Below are 26,104 nucleotides of genomic sequence, written 5' to 3'. Positions count from 1 at the left end.
CGCTCCGCCCGAGAATGACGCACGGCCTACGCGTGTGCGGCCGGGTCAGGCCCGTGCCTTCAGGAAGGCTTCCTTCGCCTCGCGCGCCAAGGTGGTGATGCGGTTCCAGTCGCCGGCTGCGATCGCATCGGCCGGCACGAGCCAGGAGCCGCCGACGCAGATTACCTGCGGCAGAGCGAGATAGTCGCCAAGGTTCTTGAGGCCGACGCCGCCGGTCGGGCAGAAGCTCATCTGCGGAAACGGGCCGGAAAGCGCCTTCAGGGCCGGTGGGCCGCCGGCCTGCCCTGCCGGGAAGAACTTGGCGGTGGTGCGGCCTGCCGCAACGGCGCGCATGCAATCGGAAGCAGTGGCGACACCCGGCAGCCACGGCAGGTCCACCTTGCGCAGGGCTTCATCGACGCTCTCGCTGAAGCCGGGGCTGACCACGGCCTGCGCGCCGGCATCCTTGACCTGCGCGGCCTGCGCGGGCGTGACGACCGTGCCGGCGACGGGCAGCGCTTTCGGGACCGACTTCGCGATGGCAGCGAGCGCCTCCATCGCGGCCGGGCGGCGCAGCGTGACCTCGACCACATCGATGCCGCCGGCGACCAGCGCATGGGCGAGATCGACGGCCCGCGAGGCATCCTCGATCACGACGACGGGGATCACGCCGCAGCTCTTCAACCGGGCAATGGCGGCAGTCTCGTCCATGGCTTCATCTTTCAATCGATTTGAACGGATGACCGGGCTCTACTCCTTCGCCCAGTAGACGTCGAGCCCCTGCTCCCGGCCAAGCAGCATATCGACCGGCAGCGGCGCCTTGCGGGCGGCCTCCTCCTTCAGCACCGCTTCCTTGGCGCCCCCGGAAACGAGCAGGCTCGCCCAACCTGCACCGCGGAGGCGCACTGGCGAAAGCGACAGCCGGGGCGGCAAACCCGGCGGGCGGGCCACGACGATGCCGCTGTCCGGCACGGCATCGAAGGTGGCTTCGGCGCCGGGGAAGAGTGAAGCGATATGCCCATCCGCTCCCATCCCGCTGACCAGCAGATCGAGCGGCGGAAGTGCTGCCAGCTCCGCGCATAGCAGGGCCGCGGCCGCCTCGATGTCGCTGCCACGTCCATGGAAAGAGAGGAACTCGGCGCGTCCGTCCGCAAGCGGTGCGAATTGCGCACGGATCATGCGCTCGTTCGATGCCTCGTCATCGGCCGCGACGAAGCGCTCGTCGGTCGGCAGCAACGTGACATCATTCCATGGGAGATCGTGCTGTCCGAGCGCCGCGAGAAAGCGTGCCGGCGTCGTGCCGCCGGGCACGGCGAGCAGCGCCCGGCCCTTCTCGGCGAGCACTTGCGCCAGCCGCACCGCGACGGTCTCGGCCAAGGCCTCCGAGGCATCGGCCAGCGTCGCGAATCGGTGCCAAGCGAGCGGGCCGGCCGCCATCAGACGAAATCCGGATCGGCCCAGGAGCGGCCGTCGCGCTCGATCAGGCCGATCGCCTGCGACGGCCCCCAGGAGCCCGCGGCGTAGCGATGCGGATGCGGATAGTAGTCCTGCCAGCCGGCAATGATCGGATCGACCCAGGCCCAGGCCTGCTCGACCTCGTCGCGGTGCATGAACAGAGTCTGGTCGCCGCGGATCACATCGGTCAGCAGGCGCTCATAGGCATCCGGCGTGCGCTCGTCGAAGGCGGTGGAATAACGCAGGTCGAGCTGGCGCGGCACGATCTTGAGACGCCCTGAGCCCGGCACCTTCATCATCAGCTGGAGCTGGACGCCGTCGTTCGGCTGCAGGCGGATGAAGAGGCGGTTGGCATCGAGCCTGTCGCAGCTGCCGTTGCCGAAGATCGAATGCGGCACCGGCTTGAAGGTGACGGCGATCTCGGAATAGCGCTGCGCCATGCGCTTGCCTGTGCGCAGATAGATCGGCACGCCGGCCCAGCGCCAATTATCGACTTCGCAGCGAATGGCGACGAAGGTCTCGGTGTTCGAGCCGTGGCCGAGTTCTTCGGCATAGCCGCGGACGCGCTGGCCGTCGATCTGGCCCGGCCCGTACTGGCCGCGCACGGTGTAGCGCTGGACGTCCGGGCCTACGATGGGGCGCAGCGCCTTCAGCACCTTGATCTTCTCCTCGCGAACCGCCCCGGACTCCAGCATGTTCGGTGGCTCGATGGCGAAGAGGGTCAGCAATTGCATGAGATGGTTCTGCACCATGTCGCGCATATGCCCGGCCTTGTCGTAATAGCCGGCGCGCTGCTCCAGCCCCACGGTCTCGGCTACGGTGATCTGGACATGGTCGATGTCCCGGCTCGACCAAGAGCGTTCGAACAGCGTGTTGGCGAAGCGCAGGACGAGCAGGTTCTGCACCGTCTCCTTGCCGAGATAATGGTCGATCCGGTAGGTGCGGCTTTCCGGCAGGATGCGCGCGACGGCATCGTTGATCTGCCGCGCCGAGGCGAGATCGCGGCCGAGCGGCTTCTCCAGGATGACACGCGAGGTCGGCGTCAGAATGTCCGCCTTGGCGAGGTTCTCGCAGATCGGGATAAAGAGGTCAGGCGGGGTCGAGAGATAGAAGGAGCGCACGCGCTCGCTCTCGCCCAGCGCCTGCTTCAAGGCCTTGTAGGTCTCGGGCTGGACCGCATCGAGCATGACCATCGTCAACCGGCGCAGGAATGGTTCGACCTGCTCTTTCGGAATTCCCTCCTCATGGAGCCGCTTCGCGATTTGCTTGGGCAGCCCTTCGACATCCTCCTCCTTGCGGACGACGGCGAAGATGCGGCTTTCGCCGGGTAGTACGCCCTCGCGATTGCGCTGGGCGAGAGCCGGGAAAAGCTTGCGCAAAGCGAGATCGCCGCCGGCGCCGAAGATCACGAGATCGAAGGGCGGGACCGGTGTCCGCTCGGGAATGCTCTCGGGCCGAAGCGGGTTGTCGACGATGGCGTCCATAAGTCCTGTAACTCCGTCAGGCGGTGCCGGTTCGCTGGACCGGCGCGAAGCCTTGCAGTCCGGCCAAGCTTCGATCCGGACGCGAAGCAGCTAACGCAAGGCTGCGACTAGAGTGAGACGGTTTTGCCGTGCTGCAAAGAGGGAACGGCGCAGGGCCGATCCCCTCGCTGCTCAGCCCGCGCGGCGGAAGCCCGCGCTCGCCGCCAGCAATTGCTTGGCGTAGGCCGTCTGCGGCTGACGCGCGGCAAGCGTCCCGACGGTCATTTCCTCGACGGCGCGGCCGAACTGCATGACGAGCAGCCGCTCGCACATATGTCCGACGACGGCGAGATCGTGGCTGACGAGGATGTAGGTCAGCTTGCGCTCCTGCCTGAGCGCAGCGAGCAGATTGAGCACCTCGGCCTGAATGGAGACGTCGAGCGCCGAGGTCGGCTCGTCCAACAACAGGATCGAGGGTTCGAGCACCAGAGCGCGGGCGATGGCGACGCGCTGGCGCTGGCCGCCCGAAAGCTGATGCGGATAACGGAAGCGGAAGGAGGCCGGCAGGCCGACATCGGAGAGGGCCTTGCCGATGCGCGCTTCGGCATCACGGGCACCGTGGATCGCCAACGGCTCGGCCAGCGTGTCGTCCACGGTCTTTTTCGGGTGAAGCGAGCCGTAGGGGTCCTGGAAGACCATCTGGACATGGCGGTAGAAGGCCTTGTCCCGGACCTTGGGCTGCACGGCGCCTTCGATCGTGGCCGAACCGCTCCAGTCGCGATTGAGGCCCGAGAGCACGCGCAGCACGGTCGATTTACCGGAACCGGACTCGCCGACGAGGCCGTAGCTCTCGCCCTTGCGCACCTCGAATGAAAGGTCCTTCACGACATGGGAGTCGCCGAAGGACACGTTGAGCTTGTCGACGGAGATCGCAGCGTTTGTCATGCCAGCCAGGCCGGGTCGCGGTTGAGGGTGGAGAGCTTCGCCCGGGGATGGTCGAGGTCCGGCAGGCATTCGAGCAGGCCGAGCGTATAGGGATGGCGGCGGCTGCGCGTGGAGGCGTCGGCAAGCTCGGCCGCCGGCAGCGTCTCCATGACCTTGCCGCCATACATAACGATGACCCGGTCGCAGAAGGACTGCACGAGATGCAGGTCATGGCTGATGAAAATCAGCCCCATGCCGCGCTCGGTCACGAGATCGTCGAGGATCTTCAGGATCTGGAGTTGCACGGTGACGTCGAGTGCCGAGGTCGGCTCATCGGCGATCAGGATCTCGGGCTCGGCGATCAGCATCATCGCGATCATCACGCGCTGGCCCATGCCGCCCGAAACCTCGTGCGGATAGAGGTCGTAGACGCGAGCGGGATCGCGGATCTGCACGGATTCCAGCATGGCGAGGCTGCGCTCCCGCGCCTCGCGAGAACCGGCCTTGCGGTGGATGCGATAGGCCTCGGCGATCTGGCTGCCGACGGTCTGGACCGGGTTCAGCGAGAATTTCGGGTCCTGCATCACCATGGAGATGTGGCGGCCGCGCAGCTTGCGCCTGATGCCCTTGTCCATCGCCGTCAGGTCCTGGCCGCGGAAGCGCATGCCATCGGCACTGACGACGCCGGGGTGTGGAATGAGATCGAGGATCGCCCGGCCGGTCATCGACTTGCCGGAGCCGGACTCGCCCACGATGCCGAGGCGCTCGCGCCCCAGCTTGAAGGAAAGGCCACGCACGGCCCGGACGATGCCGGTCGGCGTGTGGAAGTCGACCTTGAGATTGTCGACCTCGAGAAGAGGCTGCTCGCTCGTCATGACGTTACCTCGCATCCATGACGTCGCGGAGCCCGTCGCCGAGCAGATTGAAGCCGAGCGCGACAACACAGATCGCGAGGCCCGGGAAGGTCGCGACCCACCATTGGTCGAAGATCTGCTCGCGGCCAGCGGAGATCATCGCGCCCCATTCCGGCATCGGCGGCTGCGCGCCGAGACCGAGGAAGCCGAGCCCCGCCGCGGTCAGGATGATGCCGGCCATGTCGAAGGTGGTGCGCACGATCAGCGAAGGCATGCACATCGGCACGACATGCTTCCAGATGATGCGGGCGCGCGAGGCGCCCTGCAGGCGCATCGCCTCGATGTAATCCTGGTTGCGGATCACCATGGTCTCGGCGCGGGCGACGCGCGCATAGGGCGGCCAGGTTGTGATCGCGATGGCGATGATCGCGTTGACGATGCCGGGGCCGAGCGCCGCGACGAAGGCCAGCGCCAGCACAAGGCGCGGGAAGGCGAGGAAAACGTCGGTGATGCGCATCAGCAACCGGTCGACCCAGCCGCCGAAATAGCCGGAGACTGCGCCGATCAGCAGGCCGAAGGGACCGACCGTCACCACGACCAGCAGCACGATGACCAGCGTGATGCGCGTGCCGTAGACGATGCGGCTGAAGATGTCGCGCCCGAGCGCGTCGGTGCCGAACCAGTTGGTCGCGGACGGCGGCAGCAGCCGCTTGTCGAGTGCCTGCGCAAGCGGGTCGAACGGTGCGATCAGCGGCGCGAAGGCGGCCAGCAGCAGCAGCAGGACGATGATGGCGAGGCCCGCCACTGCCATCGGATTGCGCCTGAAGGCGAGCCATTGCCGGTAGAGCTGGCCGAGGCGGGCCTGGCGGCGCGATGCCGGCGAATCGCTGATCAGCCAAGCATGCAGGCCGGCGGAGGAAGTGTCGCTCATATCCGCCTCCTCAGCGCACACGCGGATCGGCCAACCGGCCGATGATGTCGGTCAGCAGGTTGACCGCGATGAAGACGACGCCGACCACCAGCGTGCCGCCAAGCACAGCGTTCATGTCGGCGTTGAGCAGCGCGTTGGTGAGATAGCGGCCGAGCCCCGGCCAGGCGAAGATCGTCTCGGTCAGCACCGAGCCTTCGAGCAGGTGCATGTAGGAGAGCGCGATCACGGTGAAGAGCGGCACCGCGGCGTTGCGCAGGGCGTGGCGCCAGATCACGGCGGTTTCCGAGACACCCTTCACGCGGGCCGCGATGACGTATTGCTGCTGCAGCTCGCTGATCATGAAGCTGCGGGTCATGCGGCTGATATAGGCGACCGACAGCAGGCCGAGGACGAGCGCCGGCAGGATCAGGTGCGAGAATGCGTCCCAGAAGGCTTCCCATTCGCCTTCGAGCGCCGCGTCGATCATGATGACGCCTGTGCGGGTGGTGACGATATCCTGCCAGACCACGGAGATGCGGCCCGGCCCGGAAACCCAGCCGAGCTTGGCGTAGAACAGCAGCAGCGCCATCAGGCCGATCCAGAAGACCGGCACGGAATAGCCGACGAGACCGACGACGCGGGCAACCTGATCCTGCCAGCGGCCCTGGTTGACGGCGGCGAGGATGCCGAGCGGAACGCCGATGAGGACGCCGATCAACGTGCCGAGCGTGGCAAGTTCCAGCGTCGCCGGGAAAACGCGCTTGATATCCTCGGTAACGGGGTTGGAGGTCAGCACGGAGGTGCCGAGATTTCCGGTGAAGACCTTGCCGATATAGATCGCGAATTGCTGCCAGAGCGGCTTGTCGAGGCCGAGCTCGATGCGCGCCGCCTCATAGGTCTCGGGACGGGCATTGTCGCCGACGACGGCGAGCACCGGATCGATCGGGATGACCCGGGCGATGAAGAAGGTGACGAGCAGCAGGCCGAACATGGTGATGACCACGGTCGTCAGCTCGCGCGAGAGCGCGCGGCCCCAACGGCCCAGCCTTCCCGGCGAGGCGCTCTTGCGGGCTGGCGCCTGCGTCACGGCCGTCATGCCTCGCCTCCGTTCCTGATCGTCATGAGCAACGGTCTCTCCTGGCCGGGCGGGTCACGCCGGCAGCGTATTCTACGGGAACGCAAAGACCCGCCGAGGCCGAGGGCCAGGGCGGGTCTCCTGCGTCACGGAACTTAGTTCTTGACGATGGTCGCGTAGAAATTGGTGTCCGAGCTCGGGCCGATGACCCAGCCGTTCACGTTCTTGCGCTCGGCCGAGACCTCGATCTGCTGGAACATGATGACGAAGGGCGAGACCTTCTGATGCTCGCGCTGCAGCGTTTCATAGGTCGCCTTGCGCTTGGCCGCGTCAGCTTCCAGCACCGCGCCCTGCGTGATCTTGGTCATGTCCGGGATATCCCAGGCATTGCGCCAGGCCAGCGTCTTCGACTTCGCCTCCTCGCCATTGTCCTCGTTGATGGCGAAGGTCTCGGCATTGGTGTGCGGGTCGAGATAGTCCGGGCCCCACTGGCCGATATAGATGTCGTGGGTGCGGGCGCGGTACTTGGTCAGGGTCTGCTTGCCGTCGCCCGGGATGATCTCGAGCTTGACGCCGGCCTGGGCCCAAGTCGCCTGGATCGCCTGGGCGATATCGGTGATCGGCGCAACCGAACGGGTGTCCATGGTGACGGTGAAGCCGTTGGCCAGACCGGCCTTGGCGAGCAGTTCCTTCGCCTTGGCGAGGTTCAGCTGGTAGGGCTTGTCCGAGATCGCGCCCAGGAACCCCTGCGGCAGGAAGGATTCGTGGCCCCTGTAGGTGCCTTCGAGGATGTTTTTCTCGATCGAGGCGTAATCGACCAGCAGCTTCAGCGCTTCGCGCACCTCGGGCTTGGCTAGGTTCGGGTTCTTCTGGTTCAGGCCGAGATAGAGGATGTATCCCTTGTCGCCCTGGACGATCTTGATCGCGTCGTTGCTCTTGACCGCAGCGAGCTGATCCTTGGAGAGGTTGCGGGCGATATCGGCGTCGCCCTTCTCGACGAGCAGACGCTGCGAAGCCGGCTCGGCGACATGGCGCACGACAATGCGCTTGCTCTTCGGCGCGCCCTTGTACCAGCTCTCGTTGGCGTCGAGCGTGTACTGCTCATTCGGGCGGTAGGCGCGGACCTTGTAGGCGCCGGATCCGGCGGAATTGAGTTTCAGCCAGGCGTTGCCCCAGTCGCCGTCCTTCTCATTGGCCTTGACCAGCTTGGAATCGACGATCGAAGCCACGCCGGAGGTCAGGCAGTTGTAGAAGAAGGTCGGCGCGAAGGGCTTGGAGACGGTGATCTGGACGGTGTTCTCGTCGAGAGCCTTGACCTTATCGAGCACGTTCTCGGCGACGAAGCCGAACTGGCGCAGGATGAAGCCCGGCGACTTGTTCAGCGTGACCGCGCGCTGGACGGAGTAGACCACGTCAGCCGCGGTCAGCGGGTTGCCGGAGTGGAACTTGACGCCTTTGCGCAGCTTGAAGGTGTAGGTCAGGCTGTCGGGGCTGACGGTCCAGCTCTCGGCGAGATCCGGCACCAGCGCATTGTTGTTGGCGATATCGACGTTGATCAGCTTGTCATAGACATTCGCGACGACCTCCACGCCGGAGAATTCGAAAGCCTCGGCCGGATCGAGCGTGATGATGTCGTCGATCTGCTTGGCCATGACGACCGTATCCTTCGGCGTCTGCGCGAAGGCGACCGTCGTCGACATCAAGGCCGCAAAGGCCGAAGCCGCCATCAACTTGGCTACGTGACGCATCGATTTCCCCGTTGTTCGTGTCTCTGGAGCCATCGATGGCTCCTTGCCGGCTATCTGCAACCAGTCGGGCTCGGCTGTCCAGCCGAGCGCAGTCCATCCGCTCGCCATTATGCACATCTCTTGGGCAGAGGTTCTCCGGCCTGCCGCCACCCTGTCCACCGGGCGCCTTGCGCATGCGATCCGGCTCGCTAACCTGTCTCGGTGGGCGGTCTGCCGCCTTTGCCAGCGTCCCGGGGGAGCCGAACCTTGGCCATCATCGCCGCGCTGAACCACGTCACCCATTATTCCTATGATCGCCCGGTCACGCTCGGGCCGCAGATCATCCGCCTGCGGCCGGCGCCGCATTGCCGGGCGGCGATCAACAGCTATTCGCTGAAGGTGACGCCGGCCCAGCATTTCGTGAACTGGCAGCAGGACCCGGCCGGCAACTGGCTGGCGCGCTTCGTCTTCCCGGAGCCCGTCACGGAATTCCGCATCGAGGTCGACGTCGTCACCGAGCTGTCGGTGATCAATCCCTTCGACTTCTTCGTCGAGGCGGAGGCAGAGACCTTTCCCTTCGCCTACACGCCGGAGCAGCGCGCGGAGCTTGCGCCCTATCTGGTGACGGAGCCGGCCGGGCCGCTACTCGAAGCCTTCCTCGCCGAATTGCCGAAGGAGCCGGTCAACACCGTCACCTTCATCGTCGACGTCAACGCACGGCTGCAGCGGATGATTGCCTATGGCATCCGCATGGAGCCGGGCGTGCAGGAACCGGAGCACACGCTCCAGATCCGTTCCGGCTCCTGCCGCGACACGAGCTGGCTGCTGGTCCAGGCGTTCAGGCATCTCGGCCTCGCGACCCGCTTCGTCTCCGGCTATCTGATCCAGATGAAGGCCGACGTCGACCCGCTGGAGGGCCCCCGCGGCACCGACAAGGACTTCACCGACCTTCACGCCTGGGCCGAGGTCTATATTCCCGGCGCGGGCTGGGTTGGCCTTGACCCGACCTCCGGGCTTCTCACCGGAGAGGGCCACCTGCCGCTGGCGGCGACGGCGCATTACCGCTCGGCCGCGCCGGTCTCGGGCGTGGCGAGCTATGCCGAGACGACCTTCGACTTCCGGATGAGCGTGGCGCGGGTGCACGAGGTGCCACGCATCACCCTGCCCTTCTCCGACGAATCCTGGCAGGCGCTGGACGCGCTCGGCGAGAAGGTCGAGGCCGATCTGCAGGCGCAGGACGTTCGGCTCACCATGGGCGGCGAGCCGACCTTCGTCTCGATCGACGATCAGACCGGAGCCGAGTGGAACATCGCCGCGGTCGGACCAACCAAGCGCGAGCGCGCCGACGCATTGATCCGGCGCCTGCGCGAGCGCTTCGCGCCCGGAGGGATGCTGCATTACGGCCAGGGCAAATGGTATCCGGGCGAGAGCCTGCCGCGCTGGGCCTTCGCGCTCTACTGGCGCCGGGACGGGCAGCCGATCTGGCGCAACCCCGACCTCATCGCCCGCGAGCCCGGTGCCAGGACCGGCGGCGACCGGGAGCTCGAAGCCGGCGCCGCCGTCCAGGATGCCGAGGCGTTGGCGAGGGAGCTTTCGGAAAATCTCGGCCTCGGCGCCGACTATGTCATCCCGGCCTATGAGGATACCGGCCACTGGCTGCTGAAGGAGGCGCAGCTTCCCGACAATGTCGACCCGCTCGATTCACGCCTCGCCGATCCCGAGGAGCGGGCGCGGATGGCGCAGGTCTTCCAGCTCGGTCTCGGCCATCCCCGCGGCTTCGTCATCCCGGTTCAGCGCTGGCAGGCGGCCGCGAACGACCGGCGCTGGCGCTCGGAGAAATGGCGGCTGCGGCGCGGCAAGCTCTTCCTCGTGCCGGGCGACTCGCCGGTCGGTTATCGACTGCCGCTCGGCTCCCTCCCCGAAGTCCCGAAAGCCGAATACCCGCATATCCATCCGCAAGACCCGACGGAGCCGCGTGGTCCGCTGCCGCCGGCCGGCGTCTCGCAGGCCGCGCCGGCGCCGGGCGCCGGAAGCCCACCGGCGCCGGTGGCCCCGACCAGCTTCGCAGCGCCGCCACAAATGTCCGTCCAGGCCGATCCCGGCGTGGCAGGTACAGCCCAGCAGCGCACCGAGCAGGAGATCGGCGGCGAGCATGTGCGCACCGCGCTCAGCCTCGAGATCCGCGACAATGTGCTTTGCGTGTTCCTGCCGCCAGTCGAGCGGCTGGAGGATTATCTCGACCTCGTCGCCTCGATCGAGACGGCGGCCGAGGAGACAGGCCTGCCCGTGCATATCGAGGGCTATGCGCCGCCCTTCGACCCGCGCCTCGATGTCATCAAGGTCACGCCCGACCCCGGCGTGATCGAGGTCAACATCCACCCGGCCACCGATTGGCGCGAGGCAGTGGCGATCACGCGGGGCGTCTACGAGGAGGCGCGGCAGGCGCGGCTTTGCGCCGAGAAATTCATGGTCGACGGACGCCACACCGGCACGGGCGGCGGCAACCATGTCGTGCTCGGCGGCGTGACGCCAGCTGATTCACCCTTCCTGCGCCGGCCGGACCTATTGAAGAGCATCGTGCTCTACTGGAATCGGCACCCGGCCCTGTCCTACCTGTTCTCCGGGCTGTTCATCGGCCCGACCAGCCAGGCGCCGCGCATCGACGAAGCCCGGCAGGACCAGCTCTACGAGCTTGAGATCGCACTGGCGCAGGTGCCGAAACCGGGTGAGGCACCGATCCCGCTCTGGCTGGTCGACCGGCTGTTCCGCAACCTGCTGGTCGATGTCTCCGGCAACACGCATCGCACCGAAATCTGCATCGACAAGCTCTATTCGCCGGACGGGCCGACCGGACGGCTCGGGCTGCTGGAGTTCCGCGGCTTCGAGATGCCGCCGGATTCGCGAATGTCTCTGGCGCAGCAATTGCTGCTGAGGGCGCTGATCGCCTGGTTCTGGCGCGAGCCGCTGGATGGCAAGCTGGTGCGCTGGGGCACCGCGCTGCACGACCGCTTCATGCTGCCGGAGCTGGTCTGGCAGGATTTCCGCGAGGTGCTCGCGGACCTGAAGCGCGCCGGCTATGCCTTCGACCCGGTCTGGTTCGAGGCGCAGGCCGAGTTCCGCTTCCCCTTCTTCGGCAAAGTCGCGCATGGCGGCGTCGAGATCGAGATCCGGCAAGCGTTGGAGCCCTGGCATGTGCTGGGCGAGGAAGGCGCGATCGGCGGCACGGTGCGCTATGTCGATTCCTCGGTGGAACGTCTGCAGGTGAAGGCGAGGGGATTCGTTCCGGGGCGTCATCTGATCACCTGCAATGGCAGGCGGCTACCGATGACCGAGACAGGCGCCTCCGGCGAGGCGATCGCGGCCGTGCGCTTCAAGGCCTGGCAGCCGGCCTCGGGCCTTCACCCGACGATCCCGGTGCATGCGCCGCTCACCTTCGACATCGTCGATAGCTGGGCCGGACGCTCGCTTGGCGGCTGCGTCTACCATGTCGCGCATCCGGGCGGTCGCAATTACGAGACACCCCCGGTCAATTCCTATGAAGCCGAAGCAAGACGGCTCGCGCGCTTCGAAGCGATCGGTCATAGTCCCGGCGCTCTGGCGATTCCGCCGGAAGAGCGCAGCGCCGAATTTCCGCTCACGCTGGATCTGAGGCGGTAGTCATATTGGCGCGAATCATCTCCGTTCGACTGGGATCAGTCGAACGGAAGCGCGTGGGGGTCTGACAGAGCGAATGGCAGTGCAGGGCCGCACCCGGACGGGACGCAGCAGGGCAGACCGACGCGCTGCCCTTCTCGCCGGCTATCGGCCGCTGTCCGGCGCCTTCGACGAATTCATCGACGAGACCGGTGAGGTCAGACCGCATTGGGAGCCGTTCCTGTCGGAATGGTGCGCGCTGACGCCGGCCGAGCTGTCGCAGCGCTTCGGGCTGGCCGACCGGCATGTCCGCGACACCGGCGTGTCCTATCGCGTCCATGGCGACGTCGATGCGAATGATCCGGGCTTCGGCGAGCGCGCGTGGCCGCTGTCGCATGTGCCGCTCGTCATTCCCGAGGCGGAGTGGCAGGTCATCGCGGCAGGCATCACGCAGCGCGCCGAGATCCTGTCGACATTGCTCGACGACCTCTACGGGCCGGGCGAGCTGATCGCGAAAGGGCTTCTCCCGGCTGCGATCGTCACCGGCAGCCCGGACTATCTGAGGCCCCTCCATGGCGCGCCCGGCGGCGGCGCGCTCCAGCTCTACGCCGCCGATCTCGGCCGCGGGCCGGACGGGCGGTGGTGGGTGCTGCAGGATCGGGCGCAGGCGCCGTCCGGCACCGGCTATGCGCTGGAGAACCGGCTGGCGCTCGCCCGCGCCTTCCCGGACATGTTCCGCAGCATGAACATCGAGCGGCTCGCGCCCTTCTTCCAGAGCTTCCGCGCCGGGCTCGTTGCGCGCTCCAGGCGTGTCGAGCCGCGCATCTGCCTGCTCACCCCCGGCCCGCTCAACGAGAGCTATTTCGAGCAGGCCTATCTCGCGCGCTATCTCGGCTTCCTGCTGGTCGAGGGCGGCGACCTTCTGATGCGGGAGGGCCGCGTCCATGTGCGCACCATCGCCGGGCTGAAGCGCGCCGACGTGATCTGGCGGCGTATCGACGGCGACTTCGCCGACCCGCTCGAACTCAATGCCGGCTCGGCGCTGGGTGTGGCCGGGCTGGTCGAGGCCGTCCGCCAAGGCCATGTTCATGTCGCGAATGGGCTGGGCTCCGGCGTGGTCGAGTCACGCGCTCTCATGGGCTTCATGCCGGCTTTAGCCGAGCAACTCACGGGCGGGGAGCTGATCCTGCCGAATGTCGCGACCTGGTGGTGCGGCCAGCAGCCGGAGCGCCAGGCGGTGCTCGATCGGTTCGACGAGATGAGCGTGGCGCCCGCCTTCCGCAGCGCCGGCGGCGGGCTCGATACGGCGCCCATCGTGGCCGCCGAATTGCCCGAGGCCGAGCGGAAGGCGCTGCGCCGGCGTATCCAGGCACGCGGCATGGACTATGTCGGGCAGGAGGTGGTGCGGCTCTCGACCATGCCGGTCTTCCAGAACGGGCGCCTCGAACCCCATCCGATGACGCTGCGTGTTTTCGCCGCGGCGACACCCGATGGCTGGAAGGTGATGCCCGGCGGCTTCTGCCGCATCTCCGACGAGCCCGATGCGCGCGCAGTCAGCCTGCGCAACGGCGTGCGCTCCAGCGATGTCTGGATCACCTCGGAGGAGCCGGTGGCGCAGATCAGCCTGCTGCCGACACCCGACCGCACCAGCATCCGGCGGGTGACCGGCACGCTGCCGAGCCGCGCCGCCGACAATCTGTTCTGGCTCGGCCGCTATCTGGAGCGTGGCGAGGCCACGTTGCGGCTGGTGCGGGCCCTGCTCGGCCGGCTGATCGATCCCGATCCGGCGCCGGGCCACGGCGAGACCGTCCGCCAACTGGCGGGCATGCTCGTCGCCTGGGGAGCCGCCCCGAGCGGTGCGGGACACAAGGACCCGGCTGCACAAGCACGCGCTGCGCTCTTCAGCCTCGACGACTATGGTTCGGCCGCCGCTTCGGTCCGGGAGGCCCGGCGAACCGCCTCGGTGATCCGCGAGCGCCTTTCGGTCGATGCCTGGAGGCTGTTCGGCGATCTGCAGCGCCAGCTTCTCCCCGAGGAAGGCCGCAAGCACAGCGAAGGCGAGACCTATGAGAGCGCCGACCGGGCGCTGAAGACGCTCGCCGCCTTCTCCGGCCTCAGCCAGGAGAACATGGTGCGCGGCGCGGGCTGGCGCTTCCTCGATATCGGCCGGCGCCTAGAGCGTGGCATCGTGACCTGCCGCTTCGCCCGGCAATTCGCCGACAGCCATGCCTCCGGTGACAGCCTCGACACCCTGCTCGACCTGACGGATTCGCAGATCACCTATCGCTCGCGCTACCTGCTCGGCGCGAGCCTGCAGCCGGTGCTCGATCTGGTGATGCTCGACCCCTACAATCCCCGCTCCGTCGCCTTCCAGATCGAACGGCTCGATGCCGAGATCGCCGCCCTGCCCGCGCTCTCCGACGACGGCATGCTGGAAGCGCCGCGCCGGCTGGTGCTGCGGCTCGCCGCCGATTGCCGCACGACCGAAGCGAGCCGGCTCGACCGCACCAGCATCCTGCTGTTCGAGCAATTGCTGATGGGCGTCTCCAGCGCGATCGCCGACCGCTATTTCCTCCAGAACAGCGGCCCCGAAGGCTCGCGGATGACGGGCATCGCGTGATCTACGAGCTGCGCCACGTCACCACCTACGGCTACAGCCGCCAGGTCCCGTTTTCCCGCTGCATCCTGCGACTCCTGCCGCATGACGGCCCCGGTCAGATCGTGCGGAAGGCCGAGCTCTCGATCTCGCCGCGGCCGGCCGAGCGCAGCGACGGCATATGCTTCTTCGGCAACCGGATGACCACGGTCACGATCACCAAGCCGCATCGCGAGCTGAAGGTGGAGATGCGCGCCCGGATCGAAGTGCATCGGCAGGCCCCGCCCCATGCCGGGCTGACCCGCAACTGGGAGGAGGTCGCGCAGCTCGCGCTGGCATCGAACAGCCTGGCCCCGGATTCGCCGGCGCATCACCTCTATCCGAGCCGGCTCGTTCCCCCCGTTGCGGCGGTGATCGCCTATGCGGCCGAGAGCTTTGGCGCGCGGCGACCGGTGCTCGAAGCCGCCAGCGAGCTGATGGCACGCATCCGGCGCGACTTCTCCTATGATCCGGAGGCGACGGAGGTCAGCACGCCCATCGCCGAGGCCTTCGCCCAGCGCCACGGCGTCTGCCAGGACTTCGCCCATATCATGATCGGTGGTTTGCGGGGCCTCGGCCTACCGGCCGCCTATGTCAGCGGCTACATCCGAACCATCCCGCCGCCCGGCGAAAAACGCCTCGAAGGGTCCGACGCCAGCCATGCCTGGGTGTTGCTCTGGTGCGGCCCGGAGACAGGCTGGGTCGGCCTCGACCCGACCAATGATCTGATCGTCGCCGACGACCATATCGTCACCGCCATCGGCCGGGACTATGCCGATGTGGCCCCTCTCGACGGCGTGGTGATCGGCCCCGGCTCGCAGAAGATCGGCGTTGCCGTGGACGTCATCCCGGTCGGCTGAACGCTCACGCCGCGGCCACCGCCGTTCGAGGCTGCGAGGAGCAGGCATGCGCCTCGCCCCACGCCTTCAGTGCCACGATCACCGGCTCCAGCGTGCGCCCCTTGGCCGAGAGGCTATATTCGACGCGTGGCGGCACCTCGGGATAGACGACGCGGACGATCAGCCCATCCACCTCCAGCTCCCGGAGCTGGGTCGTGAGCATGCGCTGCGTCACGCCGGGAACCCGCCTGCGGATCTCGCTGAAGCGCAGCGTTCCGCCCATCAGGTGATAGAGCGCGATCCCTTTCCACTTGCCACCGATCAGCCCCAGCGTGGCCTCGACCGGACAAGCGGCAGAGGAATACGGCTCCTTGAAACGCGGCGGCATCACGGTACCCTTTTCGACACTATGAGCTAAAATTGTGCGTTCTTGTGCCATGCGACAGTTATGCGCATTTCACCTCCATCGCAATGCAGGAGAGACGCCATGCGCGCCGTCGGATACCGCCAGTCACAACCCATCGCCGCCGAGACCAGCCTGATCGATCTGGAATTGCCCGAACCTGTGGCCGCCGGGCGCGATCTGCTGGTCGAGGTCAAAGCCGTCTCGGTCAACCCGGTCGACACGAAGGTCCGCGTCCGCAGCCAGCCGACGGATGGACAGGCGAATGTGCTCGGTTGGGACGCCGCGGGCATCGTCAAAGCGGTCGGGCCGGAGGTGAAGGGCTTCAGGCCGGGCGATGCCGTATTCTATGCCGGCGCAATCGATCGGCCCGGTTCGAATGCCGAACTCCATCTCGTCGATGAGCGCATCGTCGGCCCCAAGCCGGCGACGCTGAGCTTTGCGGAGGCAGCGGCCCTGCCGCTCACCTCGATCACAGCCTGGGAAATGCTGTTCGACCGGCTCGACATCCGCAAGCCAGTGCCGGGCGCGGCATTTGCGTTGCTCGTCATCGGCGGCGCAGGCGGAGTGGGCTCCATCGCGATCCAGCTTGCGCGCCGCCTGACCGACATCACCGTGATCGCGACGGCCTCGCGGCCCGAGACGCAGGCCTGGGCTAAGCAGCTCGGCGCCCACCATGTCGTCGATCACACGAAGCCCTTGCCGGAACAGATCGCCGCGCTCGGCATCGGCGCGCCCGCCTTCGTCTTCTCGACGACGCATACCGACACGCATCTTGCGGGCATCGTCGAGCTTCTGGCGCCGCAGGGCCGGCTGGGCCTGATCGACGACCCCAAGACGCTCGACGCCAACCCGCTGAAGCGCAAGAGCCTGTCGCTGCACTGGGAGATGATGTTCACCCGCCCGGTCTTCCAGACCGCCGACATCGCCGAGCAGGGCAAGCTCCTGACGGAAGTGTCGCGCCTCGTCGATGCCGGCACGATCCGCACGACGTTCGCGGAGCATTTCGGCACGATCAACGCGGCAAACCTCAAGCGCGCACAGGCCCTGATCGAGAGCAACCGCGCCAAGGGCAAGATCGTGCTGGAAGGCTTCTGACGAAAAGGGCCGCGCCATGCGGCGCGGCCCTCTCTTTTCCGCCTGAAAAACCGATCAAGCCAGCGTATAGGCCGTCTTGACCGTGGTGTAGAACTCCTTGGCGTAGGCGCCCTGCTCGCGCGGGCCGTAGCTGGAGCCCTTCCGGCCGCCGAACGGCACGTGATAGTCGACGCCCGCCGTCGGCAGGTTGACCATCACCATACCGGCCTCGCTGTTGCGCTTGAAATGCGTCGCATGCTTCAGCGAGGTCGTGCAGATGCCGGAGGAGAGGCCGAACTCGGTGTCGTTGGCCACCGCAAGCGCCTCGTCATAATCCTTGACGCGGACGATGTTGGCGACCGGGCCGAAGACCTCCTCGCGCGAAATGCGCATGGCGTTGGTCGTCTCGGTGAAGAGCGCCGGCTGCAGATAGAAGCCGGGGGTCTCGCGCTTCAGCAATTCACCGCCGAAGACCAGCTTGCCGCCCTCGTCCTTGGCGATCTGGATGTATTTCAGGTCCTGGTCGAGCTGGCCCTGGTCGACCACCGGGCCGATATGGGTGCCGCTCTTCAGGGCGTCGTCGACGACCACGCCCTTCAGCCGCTCGATGCAGGCCTCGACAAACTTGTCGTGGATGCCGGCCTGGACGATGAGGCGCGAGGAGGCCGTGCAGCGCTGGCCGGTGGAGAAGAAGGCACCGTTGACCGCGACTTCCACCGCCGTCTTGAGGTCGGCATCGTCCAGCACGACGAGCGGGTTCTTGCCACCCATCTCGAGCTGGACCTTCTTCATCGGATTGGAGGCGATGCAGGCAGCCGCGACCTTGCGGCCGGTCGCGACCGAGCCGGTGAAGGAAATGGCGGTGACGTCCTTGTGCTCCAGCAGCGCCTGGCCGACGACCGAGCCGCGGCCCATGACGAGGTTGAGCGCGCCCTTCGGCAGGCCGGCGCGCTGGAGGATGTCGACGAGCGCCCAGGCCGAGCCGGGCACAAGATCGGCCGGCTTCAGGACCACGCAATTGCCCCAGGCGAGCGCCGGCGCGATCTTCCAGGCGGGGATCGCGATCGGGAAGTTCCACGGCGTGATCATGCCGATGATGCCGAGCGGCTCGCGCGTCACCTCCACGCCGACGCCGGGGCGCACCGAGGGGATCATCTCGCCGCCAAGGCGCAAGCATTCGCCGGCGAAGAAGGCGAAGATCTGGCCGGCGCGGGTCGCCTCGCCGATACCCTCGGGAAGGGTCTTGCCCTCCTCGCGCGAGAGCAGGCGGCCGAGCTCGTCCTTGCGGGCGAGGATCTCGTCGGAGGCCTTCTTCAGGATGTCGTAGCGCTCCTGCGGCGTCGTGCGGCTCCAAGCCGGGAATGCGGCCTTGGCGGCGGCGACGGCATTGTTCAGGTCCTCGACCGTCCCTTGCGCGTACTCGCCGACGACGTCGCCGGTGTTCGAGGGGTTGATGTTGCGCGAGGCGTTGGCTCCGCCAGCCCATTCGCCGGCGATGAGGTTCTTGAAGGGCGCGTTCATCTTTCTCTCCCACGAACAGGCTTGTGGGAGGGTGTTAGCGCCTTTGGACCGGGAAGGCCAATGCCCGACGGTCGGGGAGCCATCCGCTAACTGCATCGCCGGCGGAAACTACTTCTCCTTGATCGACAGACCGTTCTTGCCGACCGAGATCTGAACGCCATCGGGCTGCTTCTTTTCCTGGTAGAGCGAGTAGCCGGTCACGGCCAGGGCGGCGACGAGCACGACGATGAGGACAACCAGAAGATTGCGCGAAGCGAGCATGAAACATCCTTGACGAGGCGGCCGGAGCCGCGGCGCCCTGCCAACGCCGGCCTGCCGCTCAAAGTTCCGCGAGGACGGAACGTTCAGCCACCATCGGCGTTCAAATTCGGCGCGAGCCATGCCAGGATCGCGCTGGCTGGAGCGAGCGATGCACGAGACGGAACAGCAGGAGCGAATTTGGACGGCGCTTGCCGCGCATCCCGTCTACATGGTCTCGCTACTGGCCGAAAATGCCATCAAAACCCGGCCGATGTCGGGGCATCTCGACCGCGATCACCACCGGCTGCTCTTCATCAGCCATCGTCATACCGGCATCGTCGGGGCGGCCCTGCGCTCGCCCTCCGTCTCCATCGCCATCAGCCACGAGAACCGGAACTTCTACGCCGCGATCTCCTGTTCGGCTTCGGAAGTGCCCGGAAGGAACGAGCTGCGCGAGATCTGGACCCCCCTGGCGAGCGCCTGGTTCCCGCATGGGCCTGACGACCCTGACGCCACCCTGCTCGCACTGACGCCGATCTCGGCAGAAATCTGGGACGGCCCCTCGAGCAGCGTCGTCGTCGCCTTCAAGTTGGCGACGGCGAAGATATTGGGGCGCACGCCCGATCTCGGCGTCAACGCCACCATCGACATGCGCTGAGCCGGTTCGAAGGCTGGGCGCTGAAAGCGTCAGCGCCGTCAGGCCGGGTCGGAAGCCGCCATCTTCCGCCCGAGCCAGGCGACCGCGATGGTGGACCAGGCGATGCCGAGGCACCAGCCGCCGATGACGTCGGTCGGCCAGTGGACGCCGAGATAAATCCGGCTGAGGCCGATCAGCACGATCATCACCCAGGCCAGCGCGAAGCACAGGCGCTTGATGTCGTGGCGCCGCGAGGCGAGGCCGACGAAGCCCGCGATGCTGAGCAGCGTCACCGCCGAGAGAAAGGCGTGCCCGCTCGGAAAGCTGGCAGTAAAGGTGAGCGCCGCATGGCTTACGATGTCGGGCCGCTGGCGTCCGATCGCGATCTTCAGCCCATTGCTGGCCAGCAGGGCCGCGAGCAGGCTGACGACGAGGCCCACAGCCAGGTGCCGATAGCCACAGAGCCAGAGCGCCAGCGTCGCGGTGGTCGCCATGAAGAACAAGCCGACGAAACTGCCAAGTGCCGTCATGTCCCGCACCGCCTCCTGGAACCAGGTCGGCCCGATCGGAACGGCGGGATTGGCCGGGTCGCGGAACAGCAGGACCAGCTTGGTATCGAAGGCGAAGCTGTGGCCCGAGGCGATGAAGGCGGCCAGCGCCACAAAGGCCAGCGCCGCGGCAGCCGGCACGAGAACGCGCGGCTGCCACCATGGCGCCGACGCCTGGCTCAAAGCGTGCAGCGGCTCAGGCATGGCGACTTTCAACTCCAGAATCGGGTCGGGCGAGCGGCGATGACGGTCAAGGCTCTGGGCAGCAAGCCATAGGTCAACGCCCCTGCCCTGCGCTCGACCTCGCCGTCGAAGGTGATGTGCCCCTGCCGCTTGTCGCGGCGGGACAGCGTGACCGCATTGCCCGTGAAGGAGCTGAGATTGCGGGACGAACGCCAGCGGCCGGAAGCGACGGACAAGGCCGCCTTGCTACGCGAATAGAGGCCACCCGCATTCAATACGTGGACTTCGAAGACGCCGCCATCGAGACAATCGCGCCGCCATTCGGCGCCGTTGAAACGATTGACGGTGACCAGCACGGCATCCGCCTCGACGACCCGGCTCTGATTGCCGATGGCAATCTCGACGGCGACGGGACGGGTGAACAGGATCGAGCGCGTCGCCGCGATACCGAAGGCGGCGACACGGCTGAAGGGGAAGCGGCGGCGCGCATGTTCACGCTCGCGCGCCATCAGGCTGAAGAAACCCATGCCGGAGATCGAATGGAACAGCCGGTCGTTGACGCGGCCGACATCCATCGCGACAGGCTCGCCATGACAGAGCGCCGCAACCTGCTGCTCGAGCGGGCCGAACAGGCCGAGGTCTCGCCCCAACACATTGACGGTTCCCATCGGCAGAATGCCGACCGGGCGGTCCGCCTGAATCAGCACGGGCAAGGCGCCGTTGATGGTGCCGTCGCCGCCGGCCAGGACCGGTATCGTCCTGTCCTTCTCGATCGCCAGCGACAAGGCGCTGCCGATCTCGCGCGGCGGGACGAGCTTGACGTCCGCGTGGCAGCTATGGGCCTTGAAGGCGGCCTCGACACGAGCCGCAAAGGCGTCGGCACCTGCTTCGAGGACCGCTCCGGCGCGGGCGTTGACGACAACGGTGTGACGCATGTGGAGCCCAAGATAGGTGCCCCGCGTGGCTGCGCAAGACCGCCCTCACGCTGCTGCGGGGCGCGCATCGAATTGCGCGGGCTGCGGCGGGGCCAGCGGCATGGGCGTCTCATCGACTTCTTCGGTGATCACCTCGAAGCGCTGCAAGGTATGCATTCCGAAGGAACACATCATCGCAGTATCGGTCGCGTCACGACCGCGGGCGATGACGATGCGGCCGATGCGCGGTTCGTTGTGGCGGGCATCGAAGGTGTACCAGCGGCCGCCCAGGAAAACCTCGAACCAGGCATTGAAGTCCATCGGCGCGGGATTCGGCGGCACGCCGATATCGCCGAGATAACCATTGCAGTAACGGGCAGGGATGTTCATGCAGCGGCACAGCGCGACAGCCAGATGCGCGAAATCGCGGCAGACGCCGATCCGCTCCTCGAAGGCCTCAGCGGCCGTGCGCGTGCTGCGCGCGAAATGATAGCCGAACGTCAGGTGATTGTGGACGAAATCGACGATCGCCTGGACGCGCGGCCAGCCTGGCGCGACCTGCCCGAACAGCGACCAGGCCTGATCGAAGAGCTTGTCGGTCTCGCAGTAGCGGCTGCCGAGCAGATAGAGGAGCGCCTCGTCGGGCAGACGTGAGGGGGCGATCTCCCGTGCCGCCGGGTGGACAGGATCGGGCTCCCCTGAATCATGCACGACCCCTTCCGATTCAAGGCGGATGCCGCCGGGAGGCGCCACCATGCGCCGGCAGATATTGCCGAAGGCGTCGAGATGCTGTGCGACGGCGATCGGCAGCGAGGGATCGGCCAAGGCGCTGACCCGCATCTCGTCGGGCATAGTCAGGTCGTGGCGGCGCGAGGGGTGGACATCGAGCAATGTGACAAGGGGCATCTCACGCGCGCAAACCAACTCGATCCGATAGCCGTAACGGATGCGCATCTCGCCTTCTCCTGATGTGAGGGACGGCCGCCTCGCGGCTGTGCCGCGGTGGCTCATCGGGTCTCGAATTCCCCCACCGAGCAGACGCGCGAGGGCGCCCTCTGGTTCCCTCGCTCTGGCCAAAAAGCGCCGCGTCCACCTGCGAGAACGCATGAGACGCCGCAAAAAGAAGATGCGGGCCTTTCGGCCCGCATCCCGCCGCCACGGCGGTTCGGCTGGGGGGATAGCAACCGCCGCGACCAGCGTCTGGCAGCCGCTACATCATCCAGTAGGGCATCGTGCCGTAATAGTCGTGGACACGCTTGCCGTAAGCCTTGTCCTCCCAGTCGGGCTCGCCCTCGCTGTCGTACATCGGCGCAGCTTCGAGCTTTTCCTTTGTCAGAGGCACGACGTAGCCGCCGCGCTGCGGGTCGTAGTCGAGAACGCTCCACGGAATTGGATGGTATTTCTCGCCGAGGCCGAGGAAGCCGCCGAAGGACATGATCGCGTAGGCGACCTTTCCGGTCTGCTTGTCCAGCATCACGTCGTAGATCTCGCCGAGATGCTCGCCAGCCGCGTTGTAGACGTCCGTTCCCGCAACGCGAGCCCCCGCAATCAATGGATTGGCAGTGGTGGTGGACGTGGTGGACATCGCCATGTCGGGTTCCTCCATGTGTCGGGGGCGCGTCGCTTCAGCCCCGGAAACTCGTCTCCTCAACGTCCTGCGGAAGCCAAAGGTTCCAGCTTTTTCAGAGCCTTTTTGTGCAATCTTCCGGCATCACATTTCCGGCTTTTTCGTCATGTGAATGGAGGTCGCGCTCCGCATCGGGAACTTTTTGGCCGCACGGCTGGTTTCGGACTGCGAGCGAAATCGCCGTTTTGTGAAGAGGAGAACAGTCGGCATGAAGAAGTTCATGGTCATCGTGGGTCTCGCAGCCGCCCTGGGCGCCTGCACCGCGCGTGAACAGAATGCAGGTACTGGCGCTCTTATCGGCGCGGGCGCAGGCGCCCTTATCGGCGGTGCAGCTACGGGCCGGGCCGGCGGTGCCCTGGCGGGTGCGGCTATCGGCGGCGCCAGCGGCGCCATCATTGGCCATGCCGCGACGCCGGATCAGATCTGCTACGGCCGCGACGAGTGGGGCCGGCGCGTGCGTTACGCCTGCTGAGCGAGGCTTCAGCGGATCCATGGAAGGCTCGCCGATCCGGCGGGCCTTCTTTCATAGGGCGATGCGAGCCAACGCGCCCGTCGCCGCGGATGTCTCAGTCGGGCAGAAAACCGGAGATCTCATCAGGCTCTGTGGCCAGCACGTAACGCCGCTGCACGACATTCTCTCGGCGGGACTGCGAGAGGCGTTGAACCGCGTCGACCTCACGAAATCCGAGCTTTCGCAACACCCGTCCTGATGCCTCATTGTCGAATGCATGCCCTGCCTTGAGCCTGGACAGGCGAAGCGTCTCGAACGCGAAGCGAACCGCCGCACCTGCTGCCTCGGACCCGTAGCCGCGCCCCCATGCTGTTCCATCAAGCCAGTAACCGAGCGTGCCCTCGGTTGCGTCAACATTGTCAATGTCCACGAGGCCGATCATCGTTCCTCCGAGCAATATCGCGAAACGATAGGCTTCTCCGGTCGTCCATTCGCGCTCGTGATCGGCAAACCACTGGCCAACCTCCGACGCATCAGGCGGAAAGGACGCCATTTGCAGCATGCGCGACACGTTCCAATTCGATCTGATCTCGACGGCTCTGCTCACGTCCAGCGCGGAACTGGGGCGCAGAACCAGACGATCCGTCACGATCGGAACGCGGGCAGTTGGCGAAATACGCATACCTCTCCGGATAGGCAGCGCGGATGAAGAGAGTGCGACGGCCTTTTTTATGCCGCCTGGTCTGCCGCGTCAGACCTGCCCGTAGGGGCCGAAGCGCCCGACGAAGCGATGGCGGAAGCCGGGATAGAGCAGCCGTACGGCCGTGACTGGCTTCGTCTGGTTCCAGGTCCGGCGTTCGACCAGGAGGCAGGGCTCGCCGACCGCGACGTCGAGCAGGCCCGCCTCCTCCTCGCCCGCTCCGACGGCGCTGATCGCATGCTCCGCCTGCGACCAGAGGCTGTGCTTGAGCAGCCAGTCGCCGGGAGGGGTCTGCGCGAAATCCTCTTCGGTGAGGCCAGCGACGGCATCGGCATGGATCACGCGTTCTTCAAGCACATGCGGTTTGCCGTCGGCGCGATGCAGCACGACGAGATGAGCCACCTTGTCGGAACGCTTCAGACCGAAACGCTCGGCGACATCCGCCTCGGGCCGCCCGTCGCTGCGCGACAGCACATCATAGGCATAGGCCTGTCCGAGCTGCGCGACCTCCTCGGGAATCGAGAGGATATCGAGCATGGCGTGGCTGGCCGGGGGATTGGCGACGATGGTGCCCGAGCGGCGGCGGCGCACGATGAGGCCCTCGCGGGCAAGCTGCACCAATGCGCGGTGCACGGTCATCCGCGAGGCCCCGAGTTGCTCCATCAAGGCATGCTCCGGCGGCACGCTCGTACCGGGCGGCCATTCCCCGGTCACCACCAGATCGCGGATCGCGCGCCGGATCTGGTCGTAGACCGGCCCGGCGCCATCCAGTTTCACCGCGTCGAGCCGGGTCTCCGTCATCGTCGTCCCTGATCATTCCGCTGCGAGCAGGCGCCGCATCACGCTGGCGAAGCGTGCGCGCACCGAATCGCGGGCGATATGCCGCCCCTCGGCCACCACCCTCCTGCCACCGACGACGACGTCGCGCAAAGGCAGGGCGCTGGCGGCGAAGATCGCGCTGTCGACGGCCTCCGCGCCGCCCCTGCCGACGAGGGCCGGGTGATCGGTGTCGAGCGTGATGAAATCGGCGCGATGGCCGGTTGCAATGGCGCCGATAGCACGGCCGCAAGCCCGCGCGCCGCCGGCGCAAGCGGCCTGCCAAAGCGCGAGACCGGTTGAGGCTGCCTCGTCGGCGAAGAGCGCGCGGCGCCGGTCGCGCAGGCGCTGCGAATATTCGAGCTGGCGCAATTCGGCGCCGGCATCGATCTGGATATTGGAATCGCTGCCGACGCCGAAGGCGCCGCCGGCATCGCGATAGCGGATGCCATCGAAGATGCCGTCGCCGAGGCTCGACTCGGTGATCGGGCATAGGCCCGCCACCGCCCCGCTGCGGGCGATGCCGTCACGCTCGGCATCGCTCAGATGCGTCGCATGGATCAGGCACCAGCGCCGATCGAGCGGAATCGTGTCCATCAGCAATTCAACCGGGCGCTTGCCGGTGATCTTCAGGCTGGCCTCGACCTCCGGCACCTGCTCGGCGACATGGATATGGACGGGGTCGCTGGGGCGCAGCGACGAGACCCAGCCGAGATCGTCGAGCGCGACGGCGCGCAGCGAATGCGGGGCGACGCCGAGCCGCGCGTCCGGCAAATCGCGGATTGCGGCGGCGCTGCCTTCCAGCAGGCGCTGATAGGCGTCGCGCTCGTTGACGAAGCGGCGCTGGCCGTGGACCGAGGGCGCCTGCCCGAAATTGCCGAAGCGATAGAGCACCGGCAGCAAGGTGAGGCCGAGCCCGGTTTCCTGTGCGGCGGAAGCGATCGCCTCCCCCATCGCCGCGATGTTGGCGTAGGCGCGCCCGTCCTTGTCGTGATGGAGATAGTGGAACTCGGCGAGCGCGGTGAAGCCGCCCTCCAGCATCTCGACGAAGGCCTGCGCGGCGATGGCCTGCACGTCATCGGGATCGAGCCGGTCGAGGAAGCGGTACATCACCTCCCGCCAGGTCCAGAAGGAATCCTCCGGCGCGCCACGGCGCTCGGAGAGGCCGGCCATGCCGCGTTGGAAGGCATGGCTGTGCAGATTCGGCATGCCCGGCAGCGTGATGCCTGAGAAGCTGCTGGTATCCCCGGCCGGCTTCACCCCCGCCTCGACGGAGACGATCGCGCCATCGGCGACTGTCAGCTTCACATCGCGGGCAAAACCCTCGGGCAGGAGAGCCTCGGCCAGATGCAGGGTCTCGGTCACCGTTTCGCTCCGTCGCTCGCTGGCGTTCAATTGCATATGCAAATAACACTTGCCAATTGCATATGCAATTAGATACCATGGCCTCAATTCAAAGAGTAGCGGGAGGACGCACGGTGGCGAAAGCGCCT

General features: G+C 66.7%; 24 protein-coding genes. 6 read left to right on the top strand and 18 right to left on the bottom strand.

The window, feature by feature from the left end; all coding sequences use genetic code 11:
• Positions 1–45: 45 nt before the first annotated feature.
• The 8 genes from eda to AB4Z16_RS08050 all read right to left on the bottom strand — a co-directional run bounded on the left by eda (position 46) and on the right by AB4Z16_RS08050 (position 8,408).
• Complete coding sequence (gene eda, locus AB4Z16_RS08085) at positions 46–690, bottom strand: bifunctional 4-hydroxy-2-oxoglutarate aldolase/2-dehydro-3-deoxy-phosphogluconate aldolase (RefSeq protein WP_441510824.1); 645 nt, start codon at positions 688–690, stop codon at positions 46–48.
• Positions 691–729: 39 nt separating this feature from the next.
• Complete coding sequence (locus AB4Z16_RS08080) at positions 730–1,416, bottom strand: 6-phosphogluconolactonase (RefSeq protein WP_441510823.1); 687 nt, start codon at positions 1,414–1,416, stop codon at positions 730–732.
• The gene (gene zwf, locus AB4Z16_RS08075) at positions 1,416–2,918 is read right to left on the bottom strand and encodes a glucose-6-phosphate dehydrogenase (RefSeq protein ID WP_441510822.1); all 1,503 of its coding nucleotides are present in this window, start codon (positions 2,916–2,918) and stop codon (positions 1,416–1,418) included. Before zwf ends, AB4Z16_RS08080 begins: the two co-directional genes overlap by 1 nt.
• 171 nt (positions 2,919–3,089) lie before the next feature.
• Positions 3,090–3,842 (bottom strand): ABC transporter ATP-binding protein, encoded by a 753-nt coding sequence (locus AB4Z16_RS08070; RefSeq protein WP_441510821.1) that lies wholly within the window; start codon positions 3,840–3,842, stop codon positions 3,090–3,092.
• A complete protein-coding gene (locus AB4Z16_RS08065) occupies positions 3,839–4,696 on the bottom strand; it encodes an ABC transporter ATP-binding protein (RefSeq protein ID WP_441510820.1) in 858 nt (285 codons plus the stop codon). The genes AB4Z16_RS08070 and AB4Z16_RS08065 overlap by 4 nt, the downstream gene beginning before the upstream one ends.
• Positions 4,697–4,700: 4 nt before the next feature.
• On the bottom strand, positions 4,701–5,606 hold the full coding sequence (gene nikC / locus AB4Z16_RS08060; RefSeq protein WP_441510819.1) for a nickel transporter permease: 906 nt from the start codon (positions 5,604–5,606) through the stop codon (positions 4,701–4,703).
• A 10-nt stretch (positions 5,607–5,616) separates the two neighbouring features.
• Entirely contained in the window at positions 5,617–6,681 is a 1,065-nt protein-coding gene (locus AB4Z16_RS08055) for an ABC transporter permease (RefSeq protein ID WP_441510818.1), read from the bottom strand.
• 134 nt (positions 6,682–6,815) lie between these two features.
• Positions 6,816–8,408 carry an ABC transporter substrate-binding protein gene (locus tag AB4Z16_RS08050; RefSeq protein WP_441510817.1) on the bottom strand — a complete coding sequence of 531 codons (1,593 nt, stop codon included), beginning with the start codon at positions 8,406–8,408 and terminating at the stop codon, positions 6,816–6,818.
• A 246-nt stretch (positions 8,409–8,654) separates the two neighbouring features.
• On the opposite strand from AB4Z16_RS08050, the gene AB4Z16_RS08045 reads away from it, so the two are divergent.
• From AB4Z16_RS08045 to AB4Z16_RS08035, 3 genes are all read left to right on the top strand, one after another.
• Positions 8,655–12,044 (top strand): transglutaminase family protein, encoded by a 3,390-nt coding sequence (locus AB4Z16_RS08045; protein ID WP_441510816.1) that lies wholly within the window; start codon positions 8,655–8,657, stop codon positions 12,042–12,044.
• A 73-nt stretch (positions 12,045–12,117) separates the two neighbouring features.
• Positions 12,118–14,640, top strand: a complete 2,523-nt coding sequence (locus tag AB4Z16_RS08040; protein ID WP_441510815.1) for a circularly permuted type 2 ATP-grasp protein — start codon at positions 12,118–12,120, stop codon at positions 14,638–14,640.
• Positions 14,637–15,515, top strand: coding sequence for a transglutaminase family protein (locus AB4Z16_RS08035; protein ID WP_441510814.1), 879 nt, complete (start codon positions 14,637–14,639; stop codon positions 15,513–15,515). The genes AB4Z16_RS08040 and AB4Z16_RS08035 overlap by 4 nt, the downstream gene beginning before the upstream one ends.
• 4 nt (positions 15,516–15,519) lie before the next feature.
• Here the strand turns inward: AB4Z16_RS08035 and AB4Z16_RS08030 are convergent, their stop codons facing one another.
• Positions 15,520–15,882, bottom strand: coding sequence for a winged helix-turn-helix transcriptional regulator (locus AB4Z16_RS08030; RefSeq protein WP_441510813.1), 363 nt, complete (start codon positions 15,880–15,882; stop codon positions 15,520–15,522).
• Positions 15,883–15,981: 99 nt separating this feature from the next.
• On the opposite strand from AB4Z16_RS08030, the gene AB4Z16_RS08025 reads away from it, so the two are divergent.
• Positions 15,982–16,995 (top strand): zinc-binding alcohol dehydrogenase family protein, encoded by a 1,014-nt coding sequence (locus AB4Z16_RS08025; protein WP_441510812.1) that lies wholly within the window; start codon positions 15,982–15,984, stop codon positions 16,993–16,995.
• A 54-nt stretch (positions 16,996–17,049) separates the two neighbouring features.
• Here the strand turns inward: AB4Z16_RS08025 and AB4Z16_RS08020 are convergent, their stop codons facing one another.
• Positions 17,050–18,495, bottom strand: a complete 1,446-nt coding sequence (locus AB4Z16_RS08020) for an aldehyde dehydrogenase family protein (RefSeq protein ID WP_441510811.1) — start codon at positions 18,493–18,495, stop codon at positions 17,050–17,052.
• Between the two features lie 108 nt (positions 18,496–18,603).
• Positions 18,604–18,756 (bottom strand): hypothetical protein, encoded by a 153-nt coding sequence (locus AB4Z16_RS08015; RefSeq protein WP_441510810.1) that lies wholly within the window; start codon positions 18,754–18,756, stop codon positions 18,604–18,606.
• Positions 18,757–18,904: 148 nt separating this feature from the next.
• Between AB4Z16_RS08015 and AB4Z16_RS08010 the strand changes: the two genes are divergently transcribed.
• The gene (locus tag AB4Z16_RS08010) at positions 18,905–19,393 is read left to right on the top strand and encodes a pyridoxamine 5'-phosphate oxidase family protein (protein ID WP_441510809.1); all 489 of its coding nucleotides are present in this window, start codon (positions 18,905–18,907) and stop codon (positions 19,391–19,393) included.
• Between the two features lie 38 nt (positions 19,394–19,431).
• On the opposite strand, the gene AB4Z16_RS08005 is transcribed toward AB4Z16_RS08010, so the two are convergent.
• The 4 genes from AB4Z16_RS08005 to AB4Z16_RS07990 all read right to left on the bottom strand — a co-directional run bounded on the left by AB4Z16_RS08005 (position 19,432) and on the right by AB4Z16_RS07990 (position 22,608).
• On the bottom strand, positions 19,432–20,124 hold the full coding sequence (locus AB4Z16_RS08005; RefSeq protein ID WP_441510808.1) for a phosphatase PAP2 family protein: 693 nt from the start codon (positions 20,122–20,124) through the stop codon (positions 19,432–19,434).
• A gap of 8 nt (positions 20,125–20,132) precedes the next feature.
• Positions 20,133–21,038: a diacylglycerol/lipid kinase family protein gene (locus AB4Z16_RS08000; RefSeq protein ID WP_441510807.1), complete on the bottom strand. Its 906-nt coding sequence runs from the start codon at positions 21,036–21,038 to the stop codon at positions 20,133–20,135.
• 45 nt (positions 21,039–21,083) lie between these two features.
• Positions 21,084–21,971 carry a transglutaminase-like domain-containing protein gene (locus AB4Z16_RS07995; RefSeq protein ID WP_441510806.1) on the bottom strand — a complete coding sequence of 296 codons (888 nt, stop codon included), beginning with the start codon at positions 21,969–21,971 and terminating at the stop codon, positions 21,084–21,086.
• A gap of 256 nt (positions 21,972–22,227) precedes the next feature.
• Positions 22,228–22,608 (bottom strand): PRC-barrel domain-containing protein, encoded by a 381-nt coding sequence (locus tag AB4Z16_RS07990; protein ID WP_441510805.1) that lies wholly within the window; start codon positions 22,606–22,608, stop codon positions 22,228–22,230.
• A gap of 244 nt (positions 22,609–22,852) precedes the next feature.
• Between AB4Z16_RS07990 and AB4Z16_RS07985 the strand changes: the two genes are divergently transcribed.
• A complete protein-coding gene (locus AB4Z16_RS07985; RefSeq protein ID WP_441510804.1) occupies positions 22,853–23,116 on the top strand; it encodes a glycine zipper domain-containing protein in 264 nt (87 codons plus the stop codon).
• 94 nt (positions 23,117–23,210) lie between these two features.
• Here AB4Z16_RS07985 and AB4Z16_RS07980 read toward each other — a convergent pair whose 3' ends face one another.
• The 3 genes from AB4Z16_RS07980 to AB4Z16_RS07970 all read right to left on the bottom strand — a co-directional run bounded on the left by AB4Z16_RS07980 (position 23,211) and on the right by AB4Z16_RS07970 (position 26,012).
• On the bottom strand, positions 23,211–23,777 hold the full coding sequence (locus AB4Z16_RS07980; RefSeq protein WP_441510803.1) for a GNAT family N-acetyltransferase: 567 nt from the start codon (positions 23,775–23,777) through the stop codon (positions 23,211–23,213).
• A 69-nt stretch (positions 23,778–23,846) separates the two neighbouring features.
• Positions 23,847–24,596 carry a UTRA domain-containing protein gene (locus tag AB4Z16_RS07975; RefSeq protein WP_441510802.1) on the bottom strand — a complete coding sequence of 250 codons (750 nt, stop codon included), beginning with the start codon at positions 24,594–24,596 and terminating at the stop codon, positions 23,847–23,849.
• Positions 24,597–24,608: 12 nt separating this feature from the next.
• Positions 24,609–26,012: a formimidoylglutamate deiminase gene (locus AB4Z16_RS07970; protein WP_441510801.1), complete on the bottom strand. Its 1,404-nt coding sequence runs from the start codon at positions 26,010–26,012 to the stop codon at positions 24,609–24,611.
• Positions 26,013–26,104 lie beyond the last annotated feature (92 nt).

Source organism: Allobosea sp. TAF32, from assembly GCF_052113585.1.
In the GTDB taxonomy this organism is placed as follows: Bacteria; Pseudomonadota; Alphaproteobacteria; order Rhizobiales; family Beijerinckiaceae; genus Allobosea.
Note: the sequence above shows the minus strand (reverse complement) of the source record. Positions and strands in the feature narration are given on the sequence as shown.

Coding starts and splice junctions, on each gene's coding strand:
- eda (WP_441510824.1), bottom strand. CDS start 690: ATGGACGAGACTGCCGCCATTGCCCGGTTGAAGAGCTGCGGCGTGATC.
- AB4Z16_RS08080 (WP_441510823.1), bottom strand. CDS start 1,416: ATGGCGGCCGGCCCGCTCGCTTGGCACCGATTCGCGACGCTGGCCGAT.
- zwf (WP_441510822.1), bottom strand. CDS start 2,918: ATGGACGCCATCGTCGACAACCCGCTTCGGCCCGAGAGCATTCCCGAG.
- AB4Z16_RS08070 (WP_441510821.1), bottom strand. CDS start 3,842: ATGACAAACGCTGCGATCTCCGTCGACAAGCTCAACGTGTCCTTCGGC.
- AB4Z16_RS08065 (WP_441510820.1), bottom strand. CDS start 4,696: ATGACGAGCGAGCAGCCTCTTCTCGAGGTCGACAATCTCAAGGTCGAC.
- nikC (WP_441510819.1), bottom strand. CDS start 5,606: ATGAGCGACACTTCCTCCGCCGGCCTGCATGCTTGGCTGATCAGCGAT.
- AB4Z16_RS08055 (WP_441510818.1), bottom strand. CDS start 6,681: ATGACGGCCGTGACGCAGGCGCCAGCCCGCAAGAGCGCCTCGCCGGGA.
- AB4Z16_RS08050 (WP_441510817.1), bottom strand. CDS start 8,408: ATGCGTCACGTAGCCAAGTTGATGGCGGCTTCGGCCTTTGCGGCCTTG.
- AB4Z16_RS08040 (WP_441510815.1), top strand. CDS start 12,118: ATGGCAGTGCAGGGCCGCACCCGGACGGGACGCAGCAGGGCAGACCGA.
- AB4Z16_RS08030 (WP_441510813.1), bottom strand. CDS start 15,882: ATGCCGCCGCGTTTCAAGGAGCCGTATTCCTCTGCCGCTTGTCCGGTC.
- AB4Z16_RS08025 (WP_441510812.1), top strand. CDS start 15,982: ATGCGCGCCGTCGGATACCGCCAGTCACAACCCATCGCCGCCGAGACC.
- AB4Z16_RS08020 (WP_441510811.1), bottom strand. CDS start 18,495: ATGAACGCGCCCTTCAAGAACCTCATCGCCGGCGAATGGGCTGGCGGA.
- AB4Z16_RS08015 (WP_441510810.1), bottom strand. CDS start 18,756: ATGCTCGCTTCGCGCAATCTTCTGGTTGTCCTCATCGTCGTGCTCGTC.
- AB4Z16_RS08010 (WP_441510809.1), top strand. CDS start 18,905: ATGCACGAGACGGAACAGCAGGAGCGAATTTGGACGGCGCTTGCCGCG.
- AB4Z16_RS08005 (WP_441510808.1), bottom strand. CDS start 20,124: ATGCCTGAGCCGCTGCACGCTTTGAGCCAGGCGTCGGCGCCATGGTGG.
- AB4Z16_RS08000 (WP_441510807.1), bottom strand. CDS start 21,038: ATGCGTCACACCGTTGTCGTCAACGCCCGCGCCGGAGCGGTCCTCGAA.
- AB4Z16_RS07995 (WP_441510806.1), bottom strand. CDS start 21,971: ATGCGCATCCGTTACGGCTATCGGATCGAGTTGGTTTGCGCGCGTGAG.
- AB4Z16_RS07990 (WP_441510805.1), bottom strand. CDS start 22,608: ATGGCGATGTCCACCACGTCCACCACCACTGCCAATCCATTGATTGCG.
- AB4Z16_RS07985 (WP_441510804.1), top strand. CDS start 22,853: ATGAAGAAGTTCATGGTCATCGTGGGTCTCGCAGCCGCCCTGGGCGCC.
- AB4Z16_RS07980 (WP_441510803.1), bottom strand. CDS start 23,777: ATGCGTATTTCGCCAACTGCCCGCGTTCCGATCGTGACGGATCGTCTG.
- AB4Z16_RS07975 (WP_441510802.1), bottom strand. CDS start 24,596: ATGACGGAGACCCGGCTCGACGCGGTGAAACTGGATGGCGCCGGGCCG.
- AB4Z16_RS07970 (WP_441510801.1), bottom strand. CDS start 26,012: ATGCAATTGAACGCCAGCGAGCGACGGAGCGAAACGGTGACCGAGACC.